14 protein-coding genes are annotated in these 19,957 nt (G+C 72.6%); 8 read left to right on the forward strand and 6 right to left on the reverse strand.

What is annotated here, in order from left to right:
- Position 1: 1 nt before the first annotated feature.
- Both ACZ4TR_RS42770 and ACZ4TR_RS42775 read left to right on the forward strand, forming a co-directional pair.
- A complete protein-coding gene (locus tag ACZ4TR_RS42770) occupies positions 2 to 3,469 on the forward strand; it encodes an AAA family ATPase (protein WP_465293986.1) in 3,468 nt (1,155 codons plus the stop codon).
- Positions 3,466 to 4,443 carry a hypothetical protein gene (locus ACZ4TR_RS42775; protein WP_465293988.1) on the forward strand — a complete coding sequence of 326 codons (978 nt, stop codon included), beginning with the start codon at positions 3,466 to 3,468 and terminating at the stop codon, positions 4,441 to 4,443. The genes ACZ4TR_RS42770 and ACZ4TR_RS42775 overlap by 4 nt, the downstream gene beginning before the upstream one ends.
- 118 nt (positions 4,444 to 4,561) lie before the next feature.
- Here ACZ4TR_RS42775 and ACZ4TR_RS42780 read toward each other — a convergent pair whose 3' ends face one another.
- Positions 4,562 to 4,987 carry a hypothetical protein gene (locus ACZ4TR_RS42780; RefSeq protein WP_465293990.1) on the reverse strand — a complete coding sequence of 142 codons (426 nt, stop codon included), beginning with the start codon at positions 4,985 to 4,987 and terminating at the stop codon, positions 4,562 to 4,564.
- Positions 4,988 to 5,148: 161 nt separating this feature from the next.
- Here ACZ4TR_RS42780 and ACZ4TR_RS42785 point away from each other — a divergent pair, with 161 nt between their 5' ends.
- On the forward strand, positions 5,149 to 7,212 hold the full coding sequence (locus ACZ4TR_RS42785; protein ID WP_465293992.1) for a glycoside hydrolase family 3 C-terminal domain-containing protein: 2,064 nt from the start codon (positions 5,149 to 5,151) through the stop codon (positions 7,210 to 7,212).
- Positions 7,213 to 7,218: 6 nt separating this feature from the next.
- Here ACZ4TR_RS42785 and ACZ4TR_RS42790 read toward each other — a convergent pair whose 3' ends face one another.
- Positions 7,219 to 7,794, reverse strand: a complete 576-nt coding sequence (locus ACZ4TR_RS42790) for a hypothetical protein (protein ID WP_465293994.1) — start codon at positions 7,792 to 7,794, stop codon at positions 7,219 to 7,221.
- Positions 7,795 to 7,852: 58 nt separating this feature from the next.
- Complete coding sequence (locus ACZ4TR_RS42795; RefSeq protein ID WP_364524994.1) at positions 7,853 to 8,104, reverse strand: hypothetical protein; 252 nt, start codon at positions 8,102 to 8,104, stop codon at positions 7,853 to 7,855.
- A 99-nt stretch (positions 8,105 to 8,203) separates the two neighbouring features.
- Between ACZ4TR_RS42795 and ACZ4TR_RS42800 the strand changes: the two genes are divergently transcribed.
- On the forward strand, positions 8,204 to 8,518 hold the full coding sequence (locus ACZ4TR_RS42800) for a nuclear transport factor 2-like protein (RefSeq protein ID WP_465293996.1): 315 nt from the start codon (positions 8,204 to 8,206) through the stop codon (positions 8,516 to 8,518).
- 89 nt (positions 8,519 to 8,607) lie between these two features.
- Here ACZ4TR_RS42800 and ACZ4TR_RS42805 read toward each other — a convergent pair whose 3' ends face one another.
- Positions 8,608 to 9,309 carry an IclR family transcriptional regulator gene (locus ACZ4TR_RS42805; protein ID WP_051183801.1) on the reverse strand — a complete coding sequence of 234 codons (702 nt, stop codon included), beginning with the start codon at positions 9,307 to 9,309 and terminating at the stop codon, positions 8,608 to 8,610.
- Between the two features lie 143 nt (positions 9,310 to 9,452).
- Between ACZ4TR_RS42805 and leuC the strand changes: the two genes are divergently transcribed.
- The 4 genes from leuC to ACZ4TR_RS42825 all read left to right on the forward strand — a co-directional run bounded on the left by leuC (position 9,453) and on the right by ACZ4TR_RS42825 (position 16,076).
- Entirely contained in the window at positions 9,453 to 10,886 is a 1,434-nt protein-coding gene (gene leuC, locus ACZ4TR_RS42810; RefSeq protein WP_465293998.1) for a 3-isopropylmalate dehydratase large subunit, read from the forward strand.
- A gap of 22 nt (positions 10,887 to 10,908) precedes the next feature.
- The gene (leuD, locus tag ACZ4TR_RS42815) at positions 10,909 to 11,511 is read left to right on the forward strand and encodes a 3-isopropylmalate dehydratase small subunit (RefSeq protein ID WP_465294000.1); all 603 of its coding nucleotides are present in this window, start codon (positions 10,909 to 10,911) and stop codon (positions 11,509 to 11,511) included.
- 229 nt (positions 11,512 to 11,740) lie between these two features.
- Positions 11,741 to 12,433: an HU family DNA-binding protein gene (locus ACZ4TR_RS42820; RefSeq protein ID WP_465294002.1), complete on the forward strand. Its 693-nt coding sequence runs from the start codon at positions 11,741 to 11,743 to the stop codon at positions 12,431 to 12,433.
- Positions 12,434 to 13,217: 784 nt separating this feature from the next.
- Positions 13,218 to 16,076 carry an AfsR/SARP family transcriptional regulator gene (locus ACZ4TR_RS42825; protein WP_465294004.1) on the forward strand — a complete coding sequence of 953 codons (2,859 nt, stop codon included), beginning with the start codon at positions 13,218 to 13,220 and terminating at the stop codon, positions 16,074 to 16,076.
- 554 nt (positions 16,077 to 16,630) lie between these two features.
- Here the strand turns inward: ACZ4TR_RS42825 and ACZ4TR_RS42830 are convergent.
- Both ACZ4TR_RS42830 and ACZ4TR_RS42835 read right to left on the reverse strand, forming a co-directional pair.
- The gene (locus tag ACZ4TR_RS42830; RefSeq protein ID WP_465294006.1) at positions 16,631 to 17,584 is read right to left on the reverse strand and encodes an NUDIX hydrolase; all 954 of its coding nucleotides are present in this window, start codon (positions 17,582 to 17,584) and stop codon (positions 16,631 to 16,633) included.
- The gene (locus ACZ4TR_RS42835) at positions 17,581 to 19,953 is read right to left on the reverse strand and encodes an RNA degradosome polyphosphate kinase (RefSeq protein WP_364524979.1); all 2,373 of its coding nucleotides are present in this window, start codon (positions 19,951 to 19,953) and stop codon (positions 17,581 to 17,583) included. Before ACZ4TR_RS42835 ends, ACZ4TR_RS42830 begins: the two co-directional genes overlap by 4 nt.
- Between the last annotated feature and the right edge of the window lie 4 nt (positions 19,954 to 19,957).

Raw genomic sequence — 19,957 nt, forward strand, 5'->3', positions numbered from 1 at the left:
CATGCGGCCTGTACTGCTCGAGATGACCGGCTTCGCGTCGTTCCGCGACAAGACCGAAGTCAGCTTCGAGGACACCGACTACTTCGCGCTCGTCGGGCCGACCGGCGCCGGCAAGAGCACCGTGATCGACGCGCTCACCTTCGCCCTCTACGGCTCTGTCGCGCGCTGGGACCACGAAGGCCTCGTCGCGCCCGCGCTCGCCCCGACGGTGAACCGGGCCACCGTGCGGCTGGTGTTCGACGCGGGCGGCGTCCGCTACCACGTCGTGCGGGAAGTCCGGCGCAGCGGCGGGAAGAAACCCACGGTCAGCGTCAAGAACGTCCGGCTGGAACGGCTCGCCGACCCCACCGCGCTCGGCGGCGCGGAGGACGACGCCGACCCGATCGCCGCGGACTCCGAGGTCACCCCGGCGATCGAGCGCCTGCTCGGGTTGACGTTCAAGCACTTCTGCACCTGCGTGGCGCTGCCCCAGGGCGACTTCGCGGAGTTCCTGCACGCCAAGGCCGCCGACCGGCAGAAGATCCTCATCAAGCTGCTGGGCCTGGAGGTCTACGAACGGATCGGCCGCCGCGCCGGCGTCACGGCGGAGCAGCAGAAGCAGCGCGCCGCCGTCCTCGCCGAACAGCTCGGCAGCTACGCCGACGCGACCGAGGAGGCCGTCGAAGAGCTTTCCGCGCGGATGACGGCGCTCGCGGACCTCGACGCGCGCGTGAACGCGGCCCTGCCGGGTTTGTCCGACGCCACCCGCGCCCACACCGAAGCGCGGCAGCTCGTCGCGTCGCTGACGCGGGAGCTGGGTGTCCTCGACGCGCTGGAACGTCCGGACGGCGTCGAAGACCTCGAAACCCGGCGCCAGGCCGCGGTGGAGGCGGCCACCACGGCGCGAACCGGGCTGGAGCGGGCCGAAGCGGCGGACGAAGCCGCGCGGGCCGCCCTCGCCGCCGCTCCGGCTCGCGGCGAGCTGGAACGGATCCGCGCCGCTCGCACCGAGCTCGCCGAGGTCGAGCAGGCACTCCCGCGCCGGGAAGAGACGGCGACCGCGGCGTCGGAGGCGAAAGCGGCCGCCGCCGCGGCGGTCACCGAGGCCGTGTCCGCGGTCGACGTGGCCCGGGAAGCCAGGGACGGGACCGCACGTGCCGCGGAGAACGCGGCCGCCGAAGCGGCGCGCGTCCGGCAGGACCGCGATCGGCTGGCCGGGCTGCGGCCGCCGGCCGATCTCGGGGACCTGTCGAAAGAGGCGGCGCGGGTGGCGAAGCGCACGGCGGACGCCGACGCCCGGCTGCGTGGCGCCGAGACCGCCGACGCCGAAGCGCGCGCGGTGCTGGCCGCGCAGCCGGACGTCGCCCCGCTCGCCGCCGCCCGCTCCGACGCCAGGACGCTCTACGCGGTGTGCGAAGCCCAGCGGAAGGCGGCGCCCGAGCAGGCCGCGCGCCGCAAGGAACTCGAAGCGGCGCGAACCGCCTTCGCCCGCGCCGACACCGAAGTCACCGCGGCGAAGTCGGCGGTGACCGAAGCCGAACGGGCCGGGCAGGCGCTGAGCCTGCGTGCCGGGCTCGCCGTCGGGCACCCGTGCCCGGTCTGCGAGCAGGAAGTGGCGACGCTGCCCGACGCCGGCGGCCACGCCCACCTGGCCGAGGCGAGGCAGCGCCTCGAGCGGGCCGAATCCGGCCGCGCCGCCGCCGAGTCCGCGCTGCGCAAGCTGGAACGGGCCGTGGACCGCGACAGCGACTCGGCCGTGTCCGCGGCCGCGCAGGCGGAAGAACTGCGCGTGGCGCTCGCGGGTGTCGACGGCCCGCCGGAGTCGCCGGTGCTGCTGCGCCCGGTCGAGGCCGCGTTCGCCGAGCAGGACTACGCGGACCTCGTCGCGGCGGTGCGCGCGCGGGGCGAATGGCTGTCCGCGACGATCGACGGCCGTGCCCGCGTCGCCGAGGTCGCGCACGCCGCCGACAAGGAACTGGCGGCGGCGCGCGCCGAGCGCGTGGCGGCGCAGAACGAAGCCGACGTAGTCGAAAAGTCGTTCGCGGCGGCGCGGGAGGCGTTGCGCGCGGCGCGGGATCCGCTGGTGGAGCTGGGCGCACCGGCGATCGGCGGCGACGACGTCCCAGCGGGCTGGCAGCGGCTGACCGCCTGGGCGGCGGCGGCGCTCGAGGAGCGGCGGACGGTGCTGGCCGCCCTCGAAGCGGCCGCCGAAGCCGCGGGCAAGGAAGCCGTCGTCGCGGCGGACGACCTCGCCTCCGCCGAACGGAACGCCGAGCAGCGGCGCAAGCGCGCTTCGGAGGCGGCGCTCGCGGAACAGTCGGCGAGCACCGAGTGGGCGAACACCCGGCGCCGCCACGGCGAACTGGCCGAGATCCTGGACGGCGCGCCGTCCGCCGAGGTGGTCGCCGAACAGCTGGCGAAGGTGGCCGAACTCGAACAAGCCGCGAAGACGGCCGACGCGGACCTGCGGACCGCCCGGGCGGCCGCGAAACAAGCCGCGCAAGCCCAGGCGCGGATCGCCGAGCAGGTCGACGCCGAACGCCAGCGGTTGTCCCGGGCGCGCGACCCGCTGGTCGGCCTTGGCGCCCCGCCGATCGACGGCTTTTCGGGGGCCCGGGTGGCGGAGCCCCCGGCCCGGGGCGAAGCCCCGCTTGTCACAGCCGGGGAGAGCCTCCTCGGCGCCTGGACCGCGCTCACGGACTGGGCGGCCGGGCAGGCGAACCGGCACCGCGAACGGCTGGCCGCCGCGACGACCGCCGAGGGCGAAGCCGCCGACGCGTTGCGGGTGGCCGAACGCGCGGTCGTCGACGACGTCACCGCGCTCGGGATCTCCCTGGACGAAACCGGTGAGGTGCGCGATCGGGTCCCGGTGGCCGTTGCCGCGGCCCGGGCGCGCGCCGAGGCCGACCACACGGAGATGAAGCGGCGCGTGGCGCGCGTGGCGGGCCTGCACGGCGACATCGCGGCCGCGGAGTCCGAAGCGCAGGTCGCCCGGCTGCTGGCGGATCTCCTGCGCTCGGACAAGTTCCCGCGCTGGCTGATCGCCGGGGCGCTCGACACGCTCGTCGCCGAGGCGTCCGCGTCGCTGCTGGAGCTGTCCGGCGGCCAGTTCGAGCTGACCCACGACAAGGGCGACTTCCTCGTGGTGGACCACAACGAGGCCGACGCCCGGCGGCCAGTGAAGACGCTGTCCGGCGGGGAGACGTTCCAGGCGTCGCTTTCGCTGGCGCTCGCGCTGTCGTCCCAGCTCGGGGCGATGGCCGCCGACGGCGCGACCAAGCTCGAGTCGATCTTCCTCGACGAGGGGTTCGGCACGCTGGACGAGGCCACCCTGGACGTCGTGGCGTCCACTTTGGAGAACCTGTCGGCCACCGGCTCCCGGATGGTCGGGGTGATCACGCACGTGCCGGCGCTCGCCGAGCGCGTGCCGGTGCGGTTCCAGGTCACCCGCGACGGCTCCGGCTCGCACATCAGCAGGGAGGGCGCATGACGGCGCTGGCCGGGATGAACTTCAGCATCGACTCGTGGGACCCGGGCTACGGCAGTTCGATGGAGGCCGAGGAGCTGGCGCGATCCGGAGCCGAGGTCGAGCTCGAAGTCGAGATGCCCACGGAAGAGTGGGCGCCGATCGACCCGAGACCGGTTTCGCCGCCCGAGGCCATCTTGTTCGTCGACGGCGTCCGCCGGATCGACGCCCGCGTCTGGATCGACGACCCGGCGGGGATGAACTCGGCGTCCATCGGGCTCTGCGCGTCCTACGCGGCCGGGGTGGTGTGCTGCTGCGACGGGCGGGCGCACGTCGTCGCGACCGACGTCCGCCGCGGGGTGTTCACGGTGGCTTCGGAAGCGGGGGACATCCCCACCTCGGCGGGGGTCTACCGGGCGTTCCGCTCCGCGGCCAAGGAGGACAAGCCGCTGGCGGTCGTGCTGTCGTCGGCGTTGCAGGAGCAGCTGGCCGAAGCCGAGCTGGACACGGCCGCCGAGGCGCGCCGGGCGATCGCCGGCCACGTCGGCACCGACCTGCTCGTCGTGGACGGCCCGTTGAGCGGGCGCACGCACCTGCCCCGGGCGGTCGGGTTCATCAAGAGCCACCAGACGACGTACCTGCCCGGCGAGCTCAACGCGATGGTCGGCCGGCTGGGCCCGCACCAGCGCACCCCGGTGTTCCTGATGGGCACGACGTGGGTCCGGCATTCGTGGTACCTGCGGTTGCCGTCGGTGGGCGGGCCGCCGTGGTCGGGCGTGGTCCGCGTCGAAGCGGCGCCGCACCTCGGGCGGGCGGAGGTGGCCGAGCTGGCGAACCTGACGCAGTCGGTGCTGGGACGGTTCGCCTCGGTGGCTTACAAGGACTCGCGGGCGCCGCAGAACCTCTACCCGATCGCCGGGCTGGAACGCGATCTGCGGCACCGGCTGGGGGACCAGCAGTTCGTCTACCGGGCGCTGCGGCTGGCCGCGGCCCGCTGAGACCGGCCCGGCGGGGCGATCCGCTCCCGCCGGGCCGGACCCGCCCTCTGGGGTGGGCGGGTCCCCGGGGCGGCTGCCTGGGGGCACGCGCCCGCCCCGGGGTGTCCTTTGTGGATGGTCAGGCTGCCGTGGCGCCGCCCGGCTTGGCCGCCCCCTGCGGTTTCGCCGGCTCGAGGCGGGTCGTGCCGCTCGGCGGCTGGGGATTCGTGACGGCGAAGGAGCCGGTGGCCGTCCGGCCGTCGGTGCACGGGAACACCGCCAGGTACATGCCGGGCTGGGAGACCGCCGTCGCATACCCGGCGTGCCGGCCCCAGTTCCCGCCCTCGGTCCACTGCAGCGGTGCGGTGAAGCCCCGGGAGGTGACCGGTCCGCTCGGCGTGCAGCCCACGTCCCACTCCGCGAACACGACCGCCTGGACCTGCCCGCCGGGCTCGACCTGCTGGGTCAGCGACCACACGACGGCCTGGTCCGCGTGCGCCGGTGCCGCCAGGGCGAGTGTCGCGGCCCCCGCGGCCATTACTCCGATCAGTGTTTTCTTCAGCATCGTGCATCCCCTCGTCTGCGTGCCCTCTCCACGCTTGAGCCGGGGAAACGGTTGAGCCACAGCGATGTTCAAGTACGTGAACGACTATCGCATCTATGTTTACTGGTCACGTATGCGTTAGCTTGTCCGCCGTCGATCCCGTTCGGTGACGAGGAGACCCCATGCGCAACGGCCGGCTCGTTCTCGCCGCGGTACTGGGACTTTCGCTCGCGGCGCCCGCGACCGCCACCGCGGACGCGCAGCCCTGGCGCGACGCCCGTCAGCCGCCCGACCGCCGCGCCGCGGAGCTCGTCGCCGCGATGACGCTCGACGAGAAGATCTCCCAGCTGCACCTGCAGCCCGACGCCGAGCACCAGCGGTTCGTGCCGCCGATCCCACGCCTGGGCGTGCCCGGCTTCCGGATCGCCAACGGGCCGGCCGGCATGGGACCCGCCGACGACAAACCGCAGAAGCCGGCGACCGCGCTGCCGGCCACGATGGCGCTGGCGTCGACCTTCGACACCGACCTCGCGCGCCGCTACGGCCGCCTGATCGGCGACGAAACCCGCGCGCTCGCGCACAACGTGTCCGAAGGCCCCGACGTCAACATCGCCCGCGTCCCGCGCAACGGCCGGACGTTCGAGGGAATGGGGGAGGACCCGGTGCTGGTCGGGGCCCTGGGCGCCGCCGACATCCGCGGCATCCAGGAGAACGGCACCATCGCCGAGGTCAAGCACTACGCGGCGAACAACCAGGAGACCCAGCGCTTCACCATCGACGAGCACATCGACGAGCGCACCCTCAACGAGCTCTACCTGCCGCACTTCGAGCAGGCCGTCACCGAAGGCCGCGCGGGCTCGGTCATGTGCGCCTTCCCCAAGATCAACGGCGTGTTCCTGTGCGAGAACCCGGCGCTGCTGCAGGACAAGCTGCGCGACGACTGGGGGTTCAAGGGCTTCATCCAGTCGGACTGGGGTGCCGCGCACAGCACCGTCGGCTCGGCGAACGCCGGCATGAACCTCGAAATGATCGACGGCACCTGGTACGGCGAGAAGATGAAGCAAGCTGTGCTCGCCGGGCAGGTGAGCGAACAGCGCGTCGACGAGCTGCTGCGGCCGCGGTTCCGCACGATGTTCGCGTTCGGGCAGTTCGACCACCCGCCGGTGCTGACGCCGCTGCCGGTCGCGCGCCACGACGCCGCCGCGAAGCAGTTCGCCGAGCGCGGCATGGTGCTGCTGCGCAACGAGCACGCCCAGCTGCCGCTCGACGACCGTGCGATGAAGTCGATCGCGCTGATCGGGCCGTTCGCGACCCGGGCCAAGACCGGCGGCGGGGGCAGCTCCGCCGTCATCCCGACGTCCACAGTGGACCCTCTGCCCGGCCTCCAGCAGCGCGTTCCGGGAGCCGTGGTGACGCTCGACGACGGCAGCGACCCGGCGCGGGCGGCCTCTCTCGCGCACACCGCCGACGTCGCCGTCGTGATGGTCGGCGACAACGAAACCGAGGGCAAGGACCGGCCGAGCCTGGCCCTCGACGGCGACCAGGACGCGCTCGTGACGGCGGTCGCCGCGGCGAACCCGCACACCGTGGTCGTCGTGAAGAGCGGTGGGCCGGTGCTGATGCCGTGGGCGTCGTCCGTACCGGCGATCCTGCAGGCGTGGTACCCGGGCCAGCAGGACGGCGCCGCGGTGGCGAGCGTGCTGTTCGGCGACGTCAACCCGTCGGCGAAGCTGCCGATCACGTTCCCCGCGGCGGACGCCGACACCCCGGCGAACACCGCGGCGCAGTTCCCGGGCGTCAACGGGGTCGCGACGTACTCCGAGGGGCTGCAGGTCGGCTACCGGTGGTTCGACGCTCAGGGCCGCACACCGTTGTTCCCGTTCGGGTACGGCCTGTCGTACACGACGTTCGCGTTCTCCGGGCTGTCGGTGCACAACACCGGCCACGGCGCGACGGCGACGTTCACGGTCCGGAACACGGGCCGGCGGGCGGGCGCCGAGGTGGCGCAGCTGTACCTGGGCTTCCCGGCGGCCGCAGGCGAACCACCGCGGCAGCTGAAGGGGTTCTCGCGGGTGGAGCTGGCGCCGGGGCAGGCCCACCGGGTGACGATCGAGCTGGCCGCGCGCGACTTTTCGGTTTGGGACACGGGCAGCCACGCGTGGCAGCCGGTGCGGGGCGGGTTCACGGTGCAGGTGGGCGATTCGTCGCGTTCGCTGCCGCTGCAGGCGTCCCTCACCCGGCGCTGACCGGCGTCAGGCCTTGCAGCCCGGTGCGCTCGCCGCCGCGGCGAGCATTTCCGGCGACTCCGCCAGCGGCGCCACCGGGTCGTACGTGCCGTCGACGTCCTGCTGGGCCTGCTGCAGCGCCGTCATCGCCGGATCCTGCGAAGCCACGTCGCCCGGCTTCGCGCGGTCCAGGGCCGTCTTCGCGTCGCGGGCGCGGTCGCGGGCCGTCGCGTACTTGCCGGCGAACGCCTCCCGGACCGTCTCGGCCAGCGGCACCGGGGCCTTCGGCAGCGCCGCCAACCGGTCGACGACCTCGCCCGTGCGGTCCGCGATGCCGCCCAGCTGCTCACTCAACGCCTTCTGCGCGTCCGCGACCGAGTGCGGCTCGGGCTCCCCCGGCCCCACTTCTTCGGTGGTGCGCTTCCGGTAGCCGTGGATGGCGGAGCAGAAGCCGTCCATCCAGCCGAGCGTCGCCGGGTCGACGGCCGGCGCCGGGGTGAGGGCCGGGGCCGTCACCGTCACGGTCGGCGGCGCGACCGGGCGTGGCTCCGAACACGCGGTGAGCAGCAGGCAGGCGCCGAGCAGTCCCGTGGCGATCTTCATGGCTTCCCCTCGCGGTGACGCTTTGCGGGTACACGCGCGAGGCGGTCCGGCGGTTGCCTCAGGCCGCGGCGAGCGTCTCGCCCAGCGCGAGCCTCCCGTCGTCGGTCAGCTCCGCCCGCGTCCACTGCCCGACGGCCACGACCGGTCCCCGCACCGGCCGGATCAGCCCGGCCCGCACCAGCTCGTGCGACGTCGCCTGGTCGCAGCACGCCAGCCCGTCGACGCGCAGGTCCGGCTCGCAGCTGCAGGTCAGTTCGGCCCGCCCCGCGCCGACGGCCCTCAGCATCGCCAGCGCCCTTCTGTTCACCATGTCGTTCCCCCTCCGTGGTGCTGTCCTGAAGGAGACGTGACCACGGTCACCGAATACGCGGTTTTCGCGAGGTTCGCCCGAACGGTGCACCATGACCCCATGACAAATTCGATCGGCGACCCGGCGGTGCGCGCGTTCATCGACGCGCTGAACGCGGGCGACCGCACAGCGTTCCAGGCCGCGCTCACCCCGGACGCGACGATGGCGGACGACGGCAGGGACCGGGACCTCGCGGAGTGGACCGAGAAGGAGATCTTCTCCAGCCAGGGCCACTTGGAGGTGGAGACCGCGGAGGACGACGGTCGTGCGTTCGTCGCGAACTACTCGAACTCCACTTGGGGCGCCATGCGGACCCGGTGGGCGTTCACGGTTCGCGACGGCAAGGTGGCGCGCTTCGAAACGGGCCAGGCCTGACCCACGCGGCGGCGTGCACGACCCTTTCACCGCGCCGGACGCGGTGAACGACTCGTTCATGACCACAGCTGTGACTCCTGGGGCGGGAGTTACAGCCGTTCCTGCAACGCATCCGCCGCCGCGAGCAGGTCCGCCGCCCAGCGAGCACCCGGCTTGCGGCCGATGCGCTCGATCGGGCCGGACACCGACACCGCCGCCACGACCGTGCCCGCCGAATCGCGCACCGGCGCGGAAATGCTCGCCACGCCCGGCTCCCGCTCGGCCACGCTCTGCGCCCAGCCGCGGCGGCGCACCTCCAGCAGCGTCCGCTCGCCGAAGACCGCGTCCGCCAGGATCGTGCGCTGCGTGTGCGGATCCGCCCACGCGGCCAGCACCTTCGCGCCCGAGCCCGCCGTCATCGGCAGCCGCGAGCCCACCGGGACCGTGTCGCGCAGGCCACTCGGCGGCTCCGCCGTCGCGACGCACACGCGCTGCACGCCGTCGCGGCGGTAGAGCTGCACGCTTTCGCCCGTGACGTCCCGCAGCTTCGGCAGCACCACGCCGGCCGCGTCGAGCAGCGGGTCCGTCGAACCGCCGGCCAGTTCGGCCAGCGCCGTCCCGGGACGCCAGCGGCCGTCGGGACCCCGGCGCAGCAGCCGGTGCACCTCGAGCCCGACCGCGAGCCGGTGCGCGGTGGCCCGGGGCAGGCCGGTCCGCGTGCACAGTTCCGCCAGGCCGCAGGGGTCGTCCGCGACCGCCTGCAGAACGGCCACTGCTTTGTCCAGTACTCCGATACCGCTATGCTGTCCCACGAACCGATACTAGCGTCCCGCACTTTGGGAAGTCCAGTATCTGGGAAACCCCTGAACTCGAGCTGCGCCCCTCCTTCGCGGCTCGCATTCGCCCCCGCGGTGCGCGCCCGAGTTCCGACGTCGAACCGTGGAAGGAGCCGGAGATGACCAGCTCGACCGGCAAGGCCCGCACACTCGCGGAGAAGGTGTGGGAAAGCCACCTCGTGCGCCGGGGGGAAGGCGCCGAACCGGACCTGCTCTACATCGACCTCCACCTGCTGCACGAAGTGACCAGCCCGCAGGCCTTCGACGGCCTCCGCCTGGCCGGGCGGCCGGTGCGCCGCCCCGACCTCACCATCGCGACCGAGGACCACAACGTCCCGACCGTCGACATCGACCTCCCGATCGCCGATCCGGTCTCGCGCACGCAGGTCGACACCCTTCGCCGCAACTGCAAGGAGTTCGGTGTCCGGCTGCACCCGATGGGTGACGCCGAGCAGGGCATCGTGCACGTCATCGGCCCGCAGCTCGGCCTGACCCAGCCCGGGATGACCGTGGTCTGCGGCGACAGCCACACCTCCACGCACGGCGCGTTCGGCGGCATCGCCTTCGGCATCGGCACCTCCGAGGTCGAGCACGTGCTGGCGACCCAGACGCTGCCGCTGAGCCCGTTCAAGACGATGGCGATCACGGTGGACGGCGAGCTGCGCCCCGGCGTCACGGCGAAGGACATCATCCTCGCGGTGATCGCCAAGATCGGCACCGGTGGCGGGCAGGGCTACATCCTCGAGTACCGCGGCAAGGCCATCGAGGCGCTGTCGATGGAAGCGCGGATGACCGTCTGCAACATGTCGATCGAGGCCGGCGCCCGCGCCGGGATGATCGCCCCGGACGAGACGACGTTCGAATACCTGAAGGGCCGCCCGCACGCGCCGAAGGGCGCCGACTGGGACGTGGCGGTCGAGAACTGGCGGCAGCTGCGCACCGACGACGGTGCGGAGTTCGACGCCGAGGTGCACCTCGACGCGAGCGAGCTGACGCCGTTCGTGACCTGGGGCACCAACCCCGGCCAGGGCCTCCCGCTGGGTGCCGACGTGCCCGACCCGGAGCAGATCCCGGACGAGAACGACCGCATCGCCGCTGAGAAGGCCCTGTCCTATATGGACCTGAAGCCCGGGACGCCGCTGCGGGAGATCTCGGTCGACACCGTCTTCCTCGGCTCCTGCACCAACGGCCGGATCGAGGACCTGCGGGCCGCGGCCGAGGTGCTGCGCGGGCGGAAGGTGGCGGACTCGGTCCGCATGCTGGTGGTTCCCGGCTCCATGCGCGTCCGCAAGGCCGCCGAGGAGGAGGGCCTCGACGAGGTCTTCACCGCCGCGGGCGCCGAGTGGCGCCAGGCCGGCTGCTCGATGTGCCTGGGCATGAACCCGGACCAGCTGAAGCCGGGCGAGCGCAGCGCGTCGACGTCGAACCGCAACTTCGAGGGCCGGCAGGGCAAGGGCGGCCGGACGCACCTGGTCTCGCCGCTCGTGGCCGCCGCCACGGCCGTCCGGGGCACGCTGTCGTCGCCGGAAGACCTGCTGACCGCCGCCCGCTGACCCACCCCGAGGAGCTACTGCCATGGAACCGTTCACCCAGCACACCGGCATCGGCGTCCCGCTGCGCCGGTCCAACGTGGACACCGACCAGATCATCCCGGCGGTCTACCTCAAGCGGGTGACCCGGACCGGCTTCGAGGACGGCCTGTTCGCCGCCTGGCGCGGTGACCAGGACTTCATCCTCAACACCGAGCCGTTCTCGCGGGGCAGCGTGCTGGTCGCGGGGCCGGACTTCGGCACCGGGTCCTCCCGCGAGCACGCCGTCTGGGCGCTGATGGACTACGGCTTCCGGGTCGTCATCTCCGCCCGGTTCGCCGACATCTTCCGCGGCAACTCCGGCAAGGGCGGCCTGGTGGCCGCGCAGTGCGAGCAGCACGACGTCGAACTGCTCTGGAAGCTGCTGGAGAACGAGCCCGGTACCGAGGTCACGGTCGACCTCGAGACCAAGACCGTGCGGGCCAAGGACTTCACCGCGCCCTTCCAGATCGACGACTACGTCCGCTGGCGGCTGCTCGAAGGCCTCGACGACATCGCTCTGACGTTGCGCCATGCCGGTGAGATCGACGCGTACGAGTCGGCCCGCCCGTCCTGGAAGCCGACGACCATGCCGGTCGCCGCGAGCTAGTCTTCGACGGAGGCGGAATCCCTTGTCAGGCAAGGGATTCCGCCTTTGTCGTCTTTCGTCGAACGGACCTCCCGCGATTCCTTCGAGGGCCGCTTCGCGAGGCGGAACCCGCCCCCGGGCAAGGGAAGGATTCCGCGTCCCGTCTGGAATTTGCGCTGCCTTGGTAATACCGTGTCGCTAGTCGGCCCTGCGCGGCCGTGCACGAGTACTTCCTTCTTGGAGGACTGGTATGGCCAACAAGGCCCAGCTGATCGAGGCGCTGACGGAGCGCCTGGGCGACAAGAAGGCCGCTTCCGAGGCGGTCGACGGTCTGGTCGACATCATCATCCGGACGGTCAACAAGGGCGAAAAGGTCAACATCACCGGCTTCGGGGTGTTCGAGAAGCGCGCTCGCGCGGCGCGGACGGCCCGGAACCCGCGGACCGGTGAGGCCGTGCGGGTCAAGAAGACCACCGTGCCCGCTTTCCGCGCCGGGACCACCTTCAAGGACGTCATTTCCGGCGCGAAGAAGCTGGCCAAAGCAGCACCGGCCAAGCGCGCGACCGCGGGCACCCGCGCGTCCACGCCGACGCGGGCGACGACGCCCCGCGCTGCGGCGGCAAAGCCGGCCACCGCTCGCGCGACGGCGACGCGGACCCGGGCGACGGCGGCGAAACCGGCTGCTGCTCGCGCGACGGCGACGAAGGCGGCCCCGAAGACGACCACGACGCGGGCGAAGGCGGCCCCGAAGGCAGCGGCGGCTCCGAAGGCGACGGCGGCCAGGTCGACGGCGGCGAAGTCGACGGCCGCCAAGCCGGCGGCGACGGCACGGAAGACGACGGCCGCGAAGTCGACGACGACGGCCGCGAAGACCACGACCGCCCGGAAGACCACGGCCGCCAAGGCTCCTGCCCGGCGGACCACCGCGGCGAAGAAGAGCTGACCGCCCGAAACTGTCGTACCCCTGCGGTAACGTGAAATCCGGGGGACCCCCTGGGGGTTACCTCTGGTGGGCGCGCGACTTTCCGGCCAGGGCCCCGCGCACGATGCGCGGGGCCCTGCCGCGTTTCCGGAGCTGGTAGGGGAGAAGCGAGCCCGGCGGCGACCGTCGGGATCGCAGCACTCCCAAGCGGGTCAAGTCCGAGGTGAGCGGGCTCGCGCACCCGGCAAGTCGACTCGCGTACTCAGGAAGTCGGCTCGCGTACCTGGGCGGTCGGCTCGTGTACTCGGAGGGTCGGCTTGCGTACCTAGGGAGTCGGCTTGCGTACTCGGGGAGTCGGCTTGCGTGCTTGGGGGGTCGGTTCGCGTACCTGGGCGGTCGGCTCGTGTATCCGGAGGGTCGGCTTGCGTACCTGAGGAGTCGGCTCGCGTACTCAGAGAGTCGGCTTGCGAACTCGGGGAGTCGGATCGAGTCCTCGGAATGGCGCTCGCCAACCGGCTGTCCGGGCGCGCGAACCGGCTGTCCAGGCACGCGGGCCGACTCCCTGGGTACCGAGCCGACCCTCCGAGTCCGTGAACCGACTGCCCAGGTACGCCAACCGACCCTCTGGGTACGCGAGCCGACCGCCCGGGTACGTGGCCCGGCCGGGCGGGAAATGTGAGCCGGCCGTTCGAGCGCACCGGCGTTACCCGCTGCCAAGATCCGCCGTCCGAACGGGACCCGTGCACCACCCGCTCGGAGCACCCGCGCGCCCCGGGACCGGTTCCGCCCAATTTCGCAAAGTTGCTTGAGCGCCCGGCCGAGTGATGCCACGCTGCGTTCCTCGGGGTCCGCGTCCGGCGGGTGCCCTGCGGCGCGCGCGAACCTGGGGGCGACCACCATCGAGATCCGGCTGCTCGGCCCGTTCCAGGTGCTCGTCGGCGGTTCGCCGGTCGTGCTGACCAGTTCCCGGCAGCGCGCGCTGCTCGCGACACTGGCCTTGTCCGCGGGGCGCCTGGTGTCGATCGACGCGCTCGCGCGCGGCGTCTGGGGCGAAGAGCCACCCGCGCACATCCGCGGCAGCCTGCAGACCTACGTCATGCGGCTGCGGCGGCTGTGCGGCGAAGAAACCGTCGTCACCGAACCGGACGGGTACCGGCTGGTCGTCGACCCGTCCCGGGTGGACGCCCTGCGCTTCCTCCGCACCCTCGACCAGGCCGCCGCCGAGACCGAACCCACCCGCCGCCGCGGCCTGCTCACCGCCGCGCTCGCCGCCTGGGGCGGCGCGCCCCTCGAAGGGGTCGGTTCCCCCGCGCTGGCCGCGGAATGGGGCCCGCTGCTGACCGAGCGGTACCTCTTCGCCGTGGAGCAGCGCATCGACCTCGATGCCGGGCTGGTCGCCGACGCCCGGCTCGTCGCCGAGCTCACCGACCTCGTCGCCCAGCACCCGCTGCGGGAATCGTTGTGGGAACGGCTGGTCCGCGTCCTGGCCCGGTCCGGCCGCCGCGCCGAAGCGCTGGCCCGCTACGCCGGGCTGCGCGCGTTGCTGGCCGACGAGCTGGGCGTCGAGCCGGGGGAGGACCTGCGCCGCCTGCACGCCGAACTGCTCACCGCCGACACCGGGCCGGCTGGGCACGTTGTGCCGCGGCAGCTGCCCTTCGACGTCGCCGGGTTCACCGGCCGCGGCCCCGAACTCGCCGCACTCGACCGGCTCCCGCCCGGCGGCGCGTCCGGCATCGTCGTCATCGAAGGGACGGCCGGGGTCGGGAAGACGTCGCTGGCCGTGCACTGGTCGCACCGCGTCCGCGACCGCTTCCCCGGTGGTCAGCTGTTCCTCGACCTGCGCGGGCACTCCGCGGACACGCCCGTCGCCCCGGACGCCGCCCTGGCCGGATTCCTCCGCGCCCTCGGCGAGCCGCCGGAGGCGCTGCCTTCCACAGTGGAGGAACGCTCGGCGCTCCTGCGTAGCCGGCTGGCCGGCAGCCGCACGCTCATGCTGCTCGACAACGCCCGCGACGCCGACCAGGTCCGTCCGCTCCTGCCCGGCCCCGGCAACCTCGTCGTCGTGACCAGCCGCAACCAGCTGCGCGGCATCGTCGCGCGCGACGGCGCCCGCCGGATCGCCTTGCGCTCCTTCGACGACCAGGACGCCACCGCGCTGCTCGCCGGCAGCGTCGGCCCGCAGCGGCTGGCCGCCGAACCCGCCGCCGTCGCCGAGCTCGTCCAGCTCTGCGGCCGGCTTCCGCTGGCTCTGGCGCTGGCCGGGGAACGCGCGTCGCGGTTTTCCGGCGTCTCGCTCGCGGGGATCGTCGAAGAGCTGCGTGACCAGCGCCTGCGGCTCGACACCCTGCGCGACCCGCAGGACGCCGGCACCGACCTGCGGGCCGCGTTCTCGTGGTCGTACAAGGCGTTGCGCCCGGCCGCCGCGCGCTTCTTCCGGCTGCTGGGCCTGCACCCCGGCCACGGCTTCAGCCTGTCCTCGGCCGCCGCGCTGGCCGGCGCGGATCTGCGGGAAGCCCGCGAGCTCGCCGACCAGCTCGCCGCCGCGCACCTGCTCAACCAGCCCAGCACCGACCGCTACCAGTTCCACGACCTCCTGCGCGTCTACGCCGCCGAGCTCGTCGAAACCGAGACGACGGCGGCCGAACGCGCGGCCGCCCGGCGCGGGCTCCTCGACTGGTACCTCGCGAGCGTCGCCGAAGCGACCAAGCTGGTCCGTCCCGACCTGCTCAACGACGACATCACGCTGGGCGCCGCGCCGGTGCCCGCCATCCGGTTCACCCAGCACGAACAGACGATCGCCTGGTACACGACCGAACGCACGGTCCTGACCGCGCTCGTCGGCGTCGCCGCCGAACACGGCTTCACCGCCCACGCCTGGAAGCTCGCGTGGCTGCTGCGCGGGTTCTTCGCCGAACGCCACGACCGCGACGACTGGATCACGACCGCCCGGACGGCCGTCGCCGCCACCCGCGACGCGGGCGACAACCTCGGCTTGCAGTACAGCGCCAACAACCTCGGGTCGGCCTACCTGCGCACCCTCCAGCCCGACAAGGCCCTCGAAGCCCTGGAGGAGGCGCGCGCGGCGTCCGAGGCGGGCGACGGCACCGCACTGGCGGTGGCGATCCTCTCCAACCTCGCCGGCGCGTACTACGTCCGCGCGGAGTACGCGGAAGCCGAGCGCTACGCCCTCCAGGCGGTTCGCCTCGCGCGCGACCACGGCCAGCGGACGTTCGTGCCGCACGCCCTCCTCAACGTCAGCGCCAGCCGCATCGGCCTGCGCAACTACGACAACGCCGCCGAAGCCGCGCAGGCGGCGCACCAGGCGTTCGCCGACCTGGGCGACCGCTACCACGCGGCGCTGGCGCTGGGAAACGTCGCCGAGGCGCTCGAAGGGGCCGGCCGGCAGGAAGAAGCGGAGAAGGCCGGGCTGGAAGCGCTCACCGAGCTGAAGGACCTGAACGCCGAATACGGCACCATCGACGTCCGGATCACCCTCGGCCGCCTCAAGCTCCGCACCGGCCGCGGCGACGAGGCGCGAGAGCATTGGGCCGAGGCGCTGACCGTCTGCCAGCGCCTCGGCGACCCCCGTATCCCGGAGATCCGGGCCCTGCTGGCAACGGTGCCGACAGACGGGCCCCCGGCCCGGGATGCGCCGTACCCCTAGCCCGGCGCAGCCCAGCGGGACCCGGACCCAGTACACCAAGATCGACTGTCACCGCACTGTCTTGTGGTGACGGAGGGTCTTGGCCTGCCCGGCTTGGGACTTTGTCGCCGAGGTGTCAGGAACGACTCGTTCACCTCGTCCGGCGACATGAACGAGTCTTTCGAGACGTTCGAGTTTGTCGCCGCCCGCGCCGGACGGCCGCGACTTTCGCCGGGTCCGGGCCTGGGCGCTGTAGCCGGGCCCGGCAGAGCTTCGGGCCGAAGTCTCGATGGCGCGAAAGGCGTGGTTCGAAGACGTGGTCACGACGCCGTGAATGACCCATTCACCTCATCCGACGACAGGAATGAGTCATTCAAGACGTCCGAGTGACCGCCGCTGCAACGACCCAGCCGCGCCACCCGACTTTGCAGGGCCCAGACCCGCCCAGAGCGGCCCCCGCCCTCCCTGGGGGGCGTGCCCTTGTCCAGCGTATCGGGGGTGTCGGTCGAAAAGCCGGGAAAGGCCGCTGGCGGGGCCCGGTTGTCCACATCACGACCGACGTGTGGACAACCGGGTCAGGAGCGGGTCGGGGAGGGGGTCGGCAACGCGCTCGGGTGGTAGTCGGCCGCCAGGAGGATAGGGCCTTCCTCCGCCGTCGGGGCTCGGAACGACAGCACCCAGAAGGAGCCCTTCTTGCTCGGCACCACGCCACCTCGCGCCGACGGGAGCTCCACGCCGTCGCGGTCGGCCACCGTGCTGATCAGGTCCGGGATCACGCCGCCCTGGCTGCACACCACCGGTGTCCCGCCGTCGCCCGCGATCGCCAGCAGACGGGCGACGCCCAGCACCGGGTCCGGCCAATACCCCTCTTCCGAGAGCAGCGGCTCGTGCCGCACCTCGGCACCGAGGTCGTCGGCGACGCCGTGCACCGTCTGCACGCACCGCAGGCGCGGTGCCGACAGCACCCGGTCCGGCCCGTACAGCGCCAGCACCCGCCGCAACGCCGACGCCTGCCGCGACCCCGCCTCCGACAACGGCCGGAGGTCGTCGTCGCCCGTCCACTCGTCGCGCTTGCCCGCCTTCGCGTGGCGCACCAGGATCAGCGTCGTCAGGCCGACCGGCACCTCGCAGAACGCGCGCAGCACCCGCACGTCCTCCAGGCGCGTCAACAGCTTCTCCGCCGCCGTCGGTTCGAGCCAGCGCAGCTCGTCGACCTCGTCGTTCGCGGCGAACGCGCCGGACACCGCTTCCGCGCTGAAGTAGTCGACCGTCTTCGGGACCGTCCCGGTGCCGGTGCGCGCCGGCACCGGGTACGCCGTCCGGGCCAGGTACCGGCCCAGGACCGCGTCGAACCCGGTCTCTTCCCGCACTTCGCGCACGGCCGCTTCGGCGGTCGTCTCGCCCGGGTCGAGCTTTCCCTTGGGCAACGACCAGTCGTCGTACCGCGGGCGGTGCACCAAGGCGACTTCGGTCGCCTTCCCGGCGCCGCGCCACAGCACCGCGCCGGCCGCCCGTACCTCCTGGGTCATCCGGCGGCCCCGTGCAGCTTCGCCAGCTCCAGCTGGTGGTCGCGCACCCGCGAACCGTCCGCCGGGAACGGCGACCACTCGCCGCTCGCGGTCAGCACCCAGCACCGCGTCGCCGGGTCGAGCGCCGAGTCGAAGATGTCGTCGAGCTGCCCGGTCAGCTTCGGGTCCTTGACGCGCACCAGAGCCTCGATCCGCCGGTCCAGGTTCCGGTGCATCATGTCCGCGCTGCCGATCCAGTGCGTGCCGCCGGCGCGGAAGTGGAACACCCGCGAGTGCTCCAGGAACCGGCCCAGGATCGAGCGAACGTGGATGTTCTCGGAAAGCCCTTCGACACCGGGCTTCAGCGTGCAGATCCCGCGCACCACGATCTCGACCGGTACCCCCGCCTGCGACGCGTGGTAGAGCGCGTCGATGACCTGCTCGTCGACCAGCGAGTTGCACTTGATCCGGATGCCGGCGTTCTGCCCGGCGCGCGCCAGCTCGATCTCCTCGCCGATCGCGCGCACGATGCCGCGGCGGATGCCGTGCGGCGACGTGAGGATCGTGCGATAGGTGTCCTGCCGCGAGTAGCCGGTCAGCACGTTGAACAGGTCCGTGACGTCCGCGCCGATGCTCGGGTCGGCGGTGAACAGGCCGATGTCCTCGTAGAGCCGCGCCGTCTTCGGGTTGTAGTTGCCGGTGCCGATGTGGCAGTAGCGGCGGATGGTCGAGCCCTCCTGGCGCACGATCATCGACACCTTGCAGTGCGTCTTCAGCCCGACCAGGCCGTACACGACGTGGACGCCTGCGCGCTCCAGCGTCCGCGCCCAGGTGATGTTCGCCTGCTCGTCGAACCGCGCCTTGATCTCGACCAGCGCGACGACCTGCTTTCCCGCCTCCGCCGCGTCGATCAGCGCGTCGACGATCGGGGAGTCGCCCGACGTCCGGTACAGCGTCTGCTTGATCGCGAGCACCTTCGAGTCGGCCGCCGCCTGCTCGATGAACCGCTGCACGCTCGTGGAGAACGAGTCGTACGGGTGGTGCACCAGCACGTCCCCTTCGCGCAGCGTCGCGAAGACGCTCTTCGGCGTCTCGCGTTCGCCGAACGCGGGGTGCGTCGCCGGCACGAACGGCCGGTCCTTCAGCTCCTTGCGGTCCACACCGGACAGCTGGTGCAGGCAGGTCAGGTCGAGCAGCCCGGGCACCTCGACGACGTCGGCCGGATCGACGTCCAGCTCGCGCAGCAGCAGCTCGAGCATGTGCTCGCTCATGTCCAGCGCGACCTCGAGGCGCACCGGCGGGCCGAACCGGCGCTGCGCCAGCTCGCGCTCGAGGGCCTGCAGGAGGTCTTCGTCACGGTCTTCGTCGACCTCGAAGTCGGCGTTGCGGGTGACGCGGAAGACGTGGTGCTCGGTGACGTCCATGCCGGTGAACAGCTCGCCGAGGTGCGCGGCGATGAGCTCTTCGAGGGGCAGGAACGTCGCCGTCCGGCTGGTGCGCTCGGTCTCGACGCGCATCAGGCGCGGCACGTTGCTCGGCACCTTCACCCGGGCGAAGCGCTCGGTGCCACCCTCCGGATCGCGGACCGTGACCGCGAGGTTGAGCGAAAGGCCCGAAATGTACGGGAACGGGTGCGCCGGGTCGACGGCCAGCGGCGTCAGCACCGGGAAGATCTGCTCGGAGAAGTAGCTGGACAGCCGGAGCTGGTCGGCGCCGGAAAGGTCGGCCCAGCCGACGATCAGGATGTCGTGCTCGGCCAATTGCGGGCGCAGGTGCTTCTCGAACGCGCCGGTCTGCCGCTCGACCAGGTCCTGGTTGCGCTTGGCGATGTAGTCGAGCTGTTCGCGCGGGGTGAGGCCGTCCGCGCTGCGCACCAGCAGGCCGGTCTCGTCGCGGCGCTTCAGGCCGGCGACGCGGACCATGTAGAACTCGTCCAGATTGGACGCGAAGATGGCGAGGAACTTCGTGCGCTCGAGCAGCGGCTGCGACTCGTCCTCGGCCAGCGCGAGCACCCGGGCGTTGAAGTCCTGCCACGACAGCTCGCGGTTGAAGTACCGGTCGTCCGGCAGCGTCTCGACGGCAGTCGGCGCGGCGGTGACCGCGGGTGGCGCCGACGGGACGGCGCGGAACTCCTCGGCGCCGCGCGCGTTGCCCTGCGCGGCGCTGCGACGGCGTGGTGTCGACGCGGCGGGCGTGCTCTTGCGGACTCTGGCCTTCCCGGCGGTGGCACGGGCGGCGGTGTCGCGAGCTGTGGACTTCGACGGGACCTTCTTGGCCGCCGCCGGTTTGGCCGCGGTGGACTTCTTCGCCGTTTCCGAAGATCCGCTGGCCGGGTTCCGTCGCCTCCGCGGTGCGGGCGTGCTGCCGTCGTCTGTGCTCACGGCCCCCATTCTT

This window comes from Amycolatopsis sp. NPDC028719, assembly GCF_055565395.1.

Bases quoted from the DNA above. Each gene is read 5' to 3' on its own strand.
- ACZ4TR_RS42830 (WP_465294006.1), bottom strand. From the start codon at position 17,584: ATGACCCAGGAGGTACGGGCGGCCGGCGCGGTGCTGTGGCGCGGCGCC.
- ACZ4TR_RS42785 (WP_465293992.1), top strand. From the start codon at position 5,149: ATGCGCAACGGCCGGCTCGTTCTCGCCGCGGTACTGGGACTTTCGCTC.
- ACZ4TR_RS42795 (WP_364524994.1), bottom strand. From the start codon at position 8,104: ATGGTGAACAGAAGGGCGCTGGCGATGCTGAGGGCCGTCGGCGCGGGG.
- ACZ4TR_RS42835 (WP_364524979.1), bottom strand. From the start codon at position 19,953: ATGGGGGCCGTGAGCACAGACGACGGCAGCACGCCCGCACCGCGGAGG.
- leuD (WP_465294000.1), top strand. From the start codon at position 10,909: ATGGAACCGTTCACCCAGCACACCGGCATCGGCGTCCCGCTGCGCCGG.
- ACZ4TR_RS42770 (WP_465293986.1), top strand. From the start codon at position 2: ATGCGGCCTGTACTGCTCGAGATGACCGGCTTCGCGTCGTTCCGCGAC.
- ACZ4TR_RS42820 (WP_465294002.1), top strand. From the start codon at position 11,741: ATGGCCAACAAGGCCCAGCTGATCGAGGCGCTGACGGAGCGCCTGGGC.
- ACZ4TR_RS42780 (WP_465293990.1), bottom strand. From the start codon at position 4,987: ATGCTGAAGAAAACACTGATCGGAGTAATGGCCGCGGGGGCCGCGACA.
- ACZ4TR_RS42800 (WP_465293996.1), top strand. From the start codon at position 8,204: ATGACAAATTCGATCGGCGACCCGGCGGTGCGCGCGTTCATCGACGCG.
- leuC (WP_465293998.1), top strand. From the start codon at position 9,453: ATGACCAGCTCGACCGGCAAGGCCCGCACACTCGCGGAGAAGGTGTGG.
- ACZ4TR_RS42790 (WP_465293994.1), bottom strand. From the start codon at position 7,794: ATGAAGATCGCCACGGGACTGCTCGGCGCCTGCCTGCTGCTCACCGCG.
- ACZ4TR_RS42775 (WP_465293988.1), top strand. From the start codon at position 3,466: ATGACGGCGCTGGCCGGGATGAACTTCAGCATCGACTCGTGGGACCCG.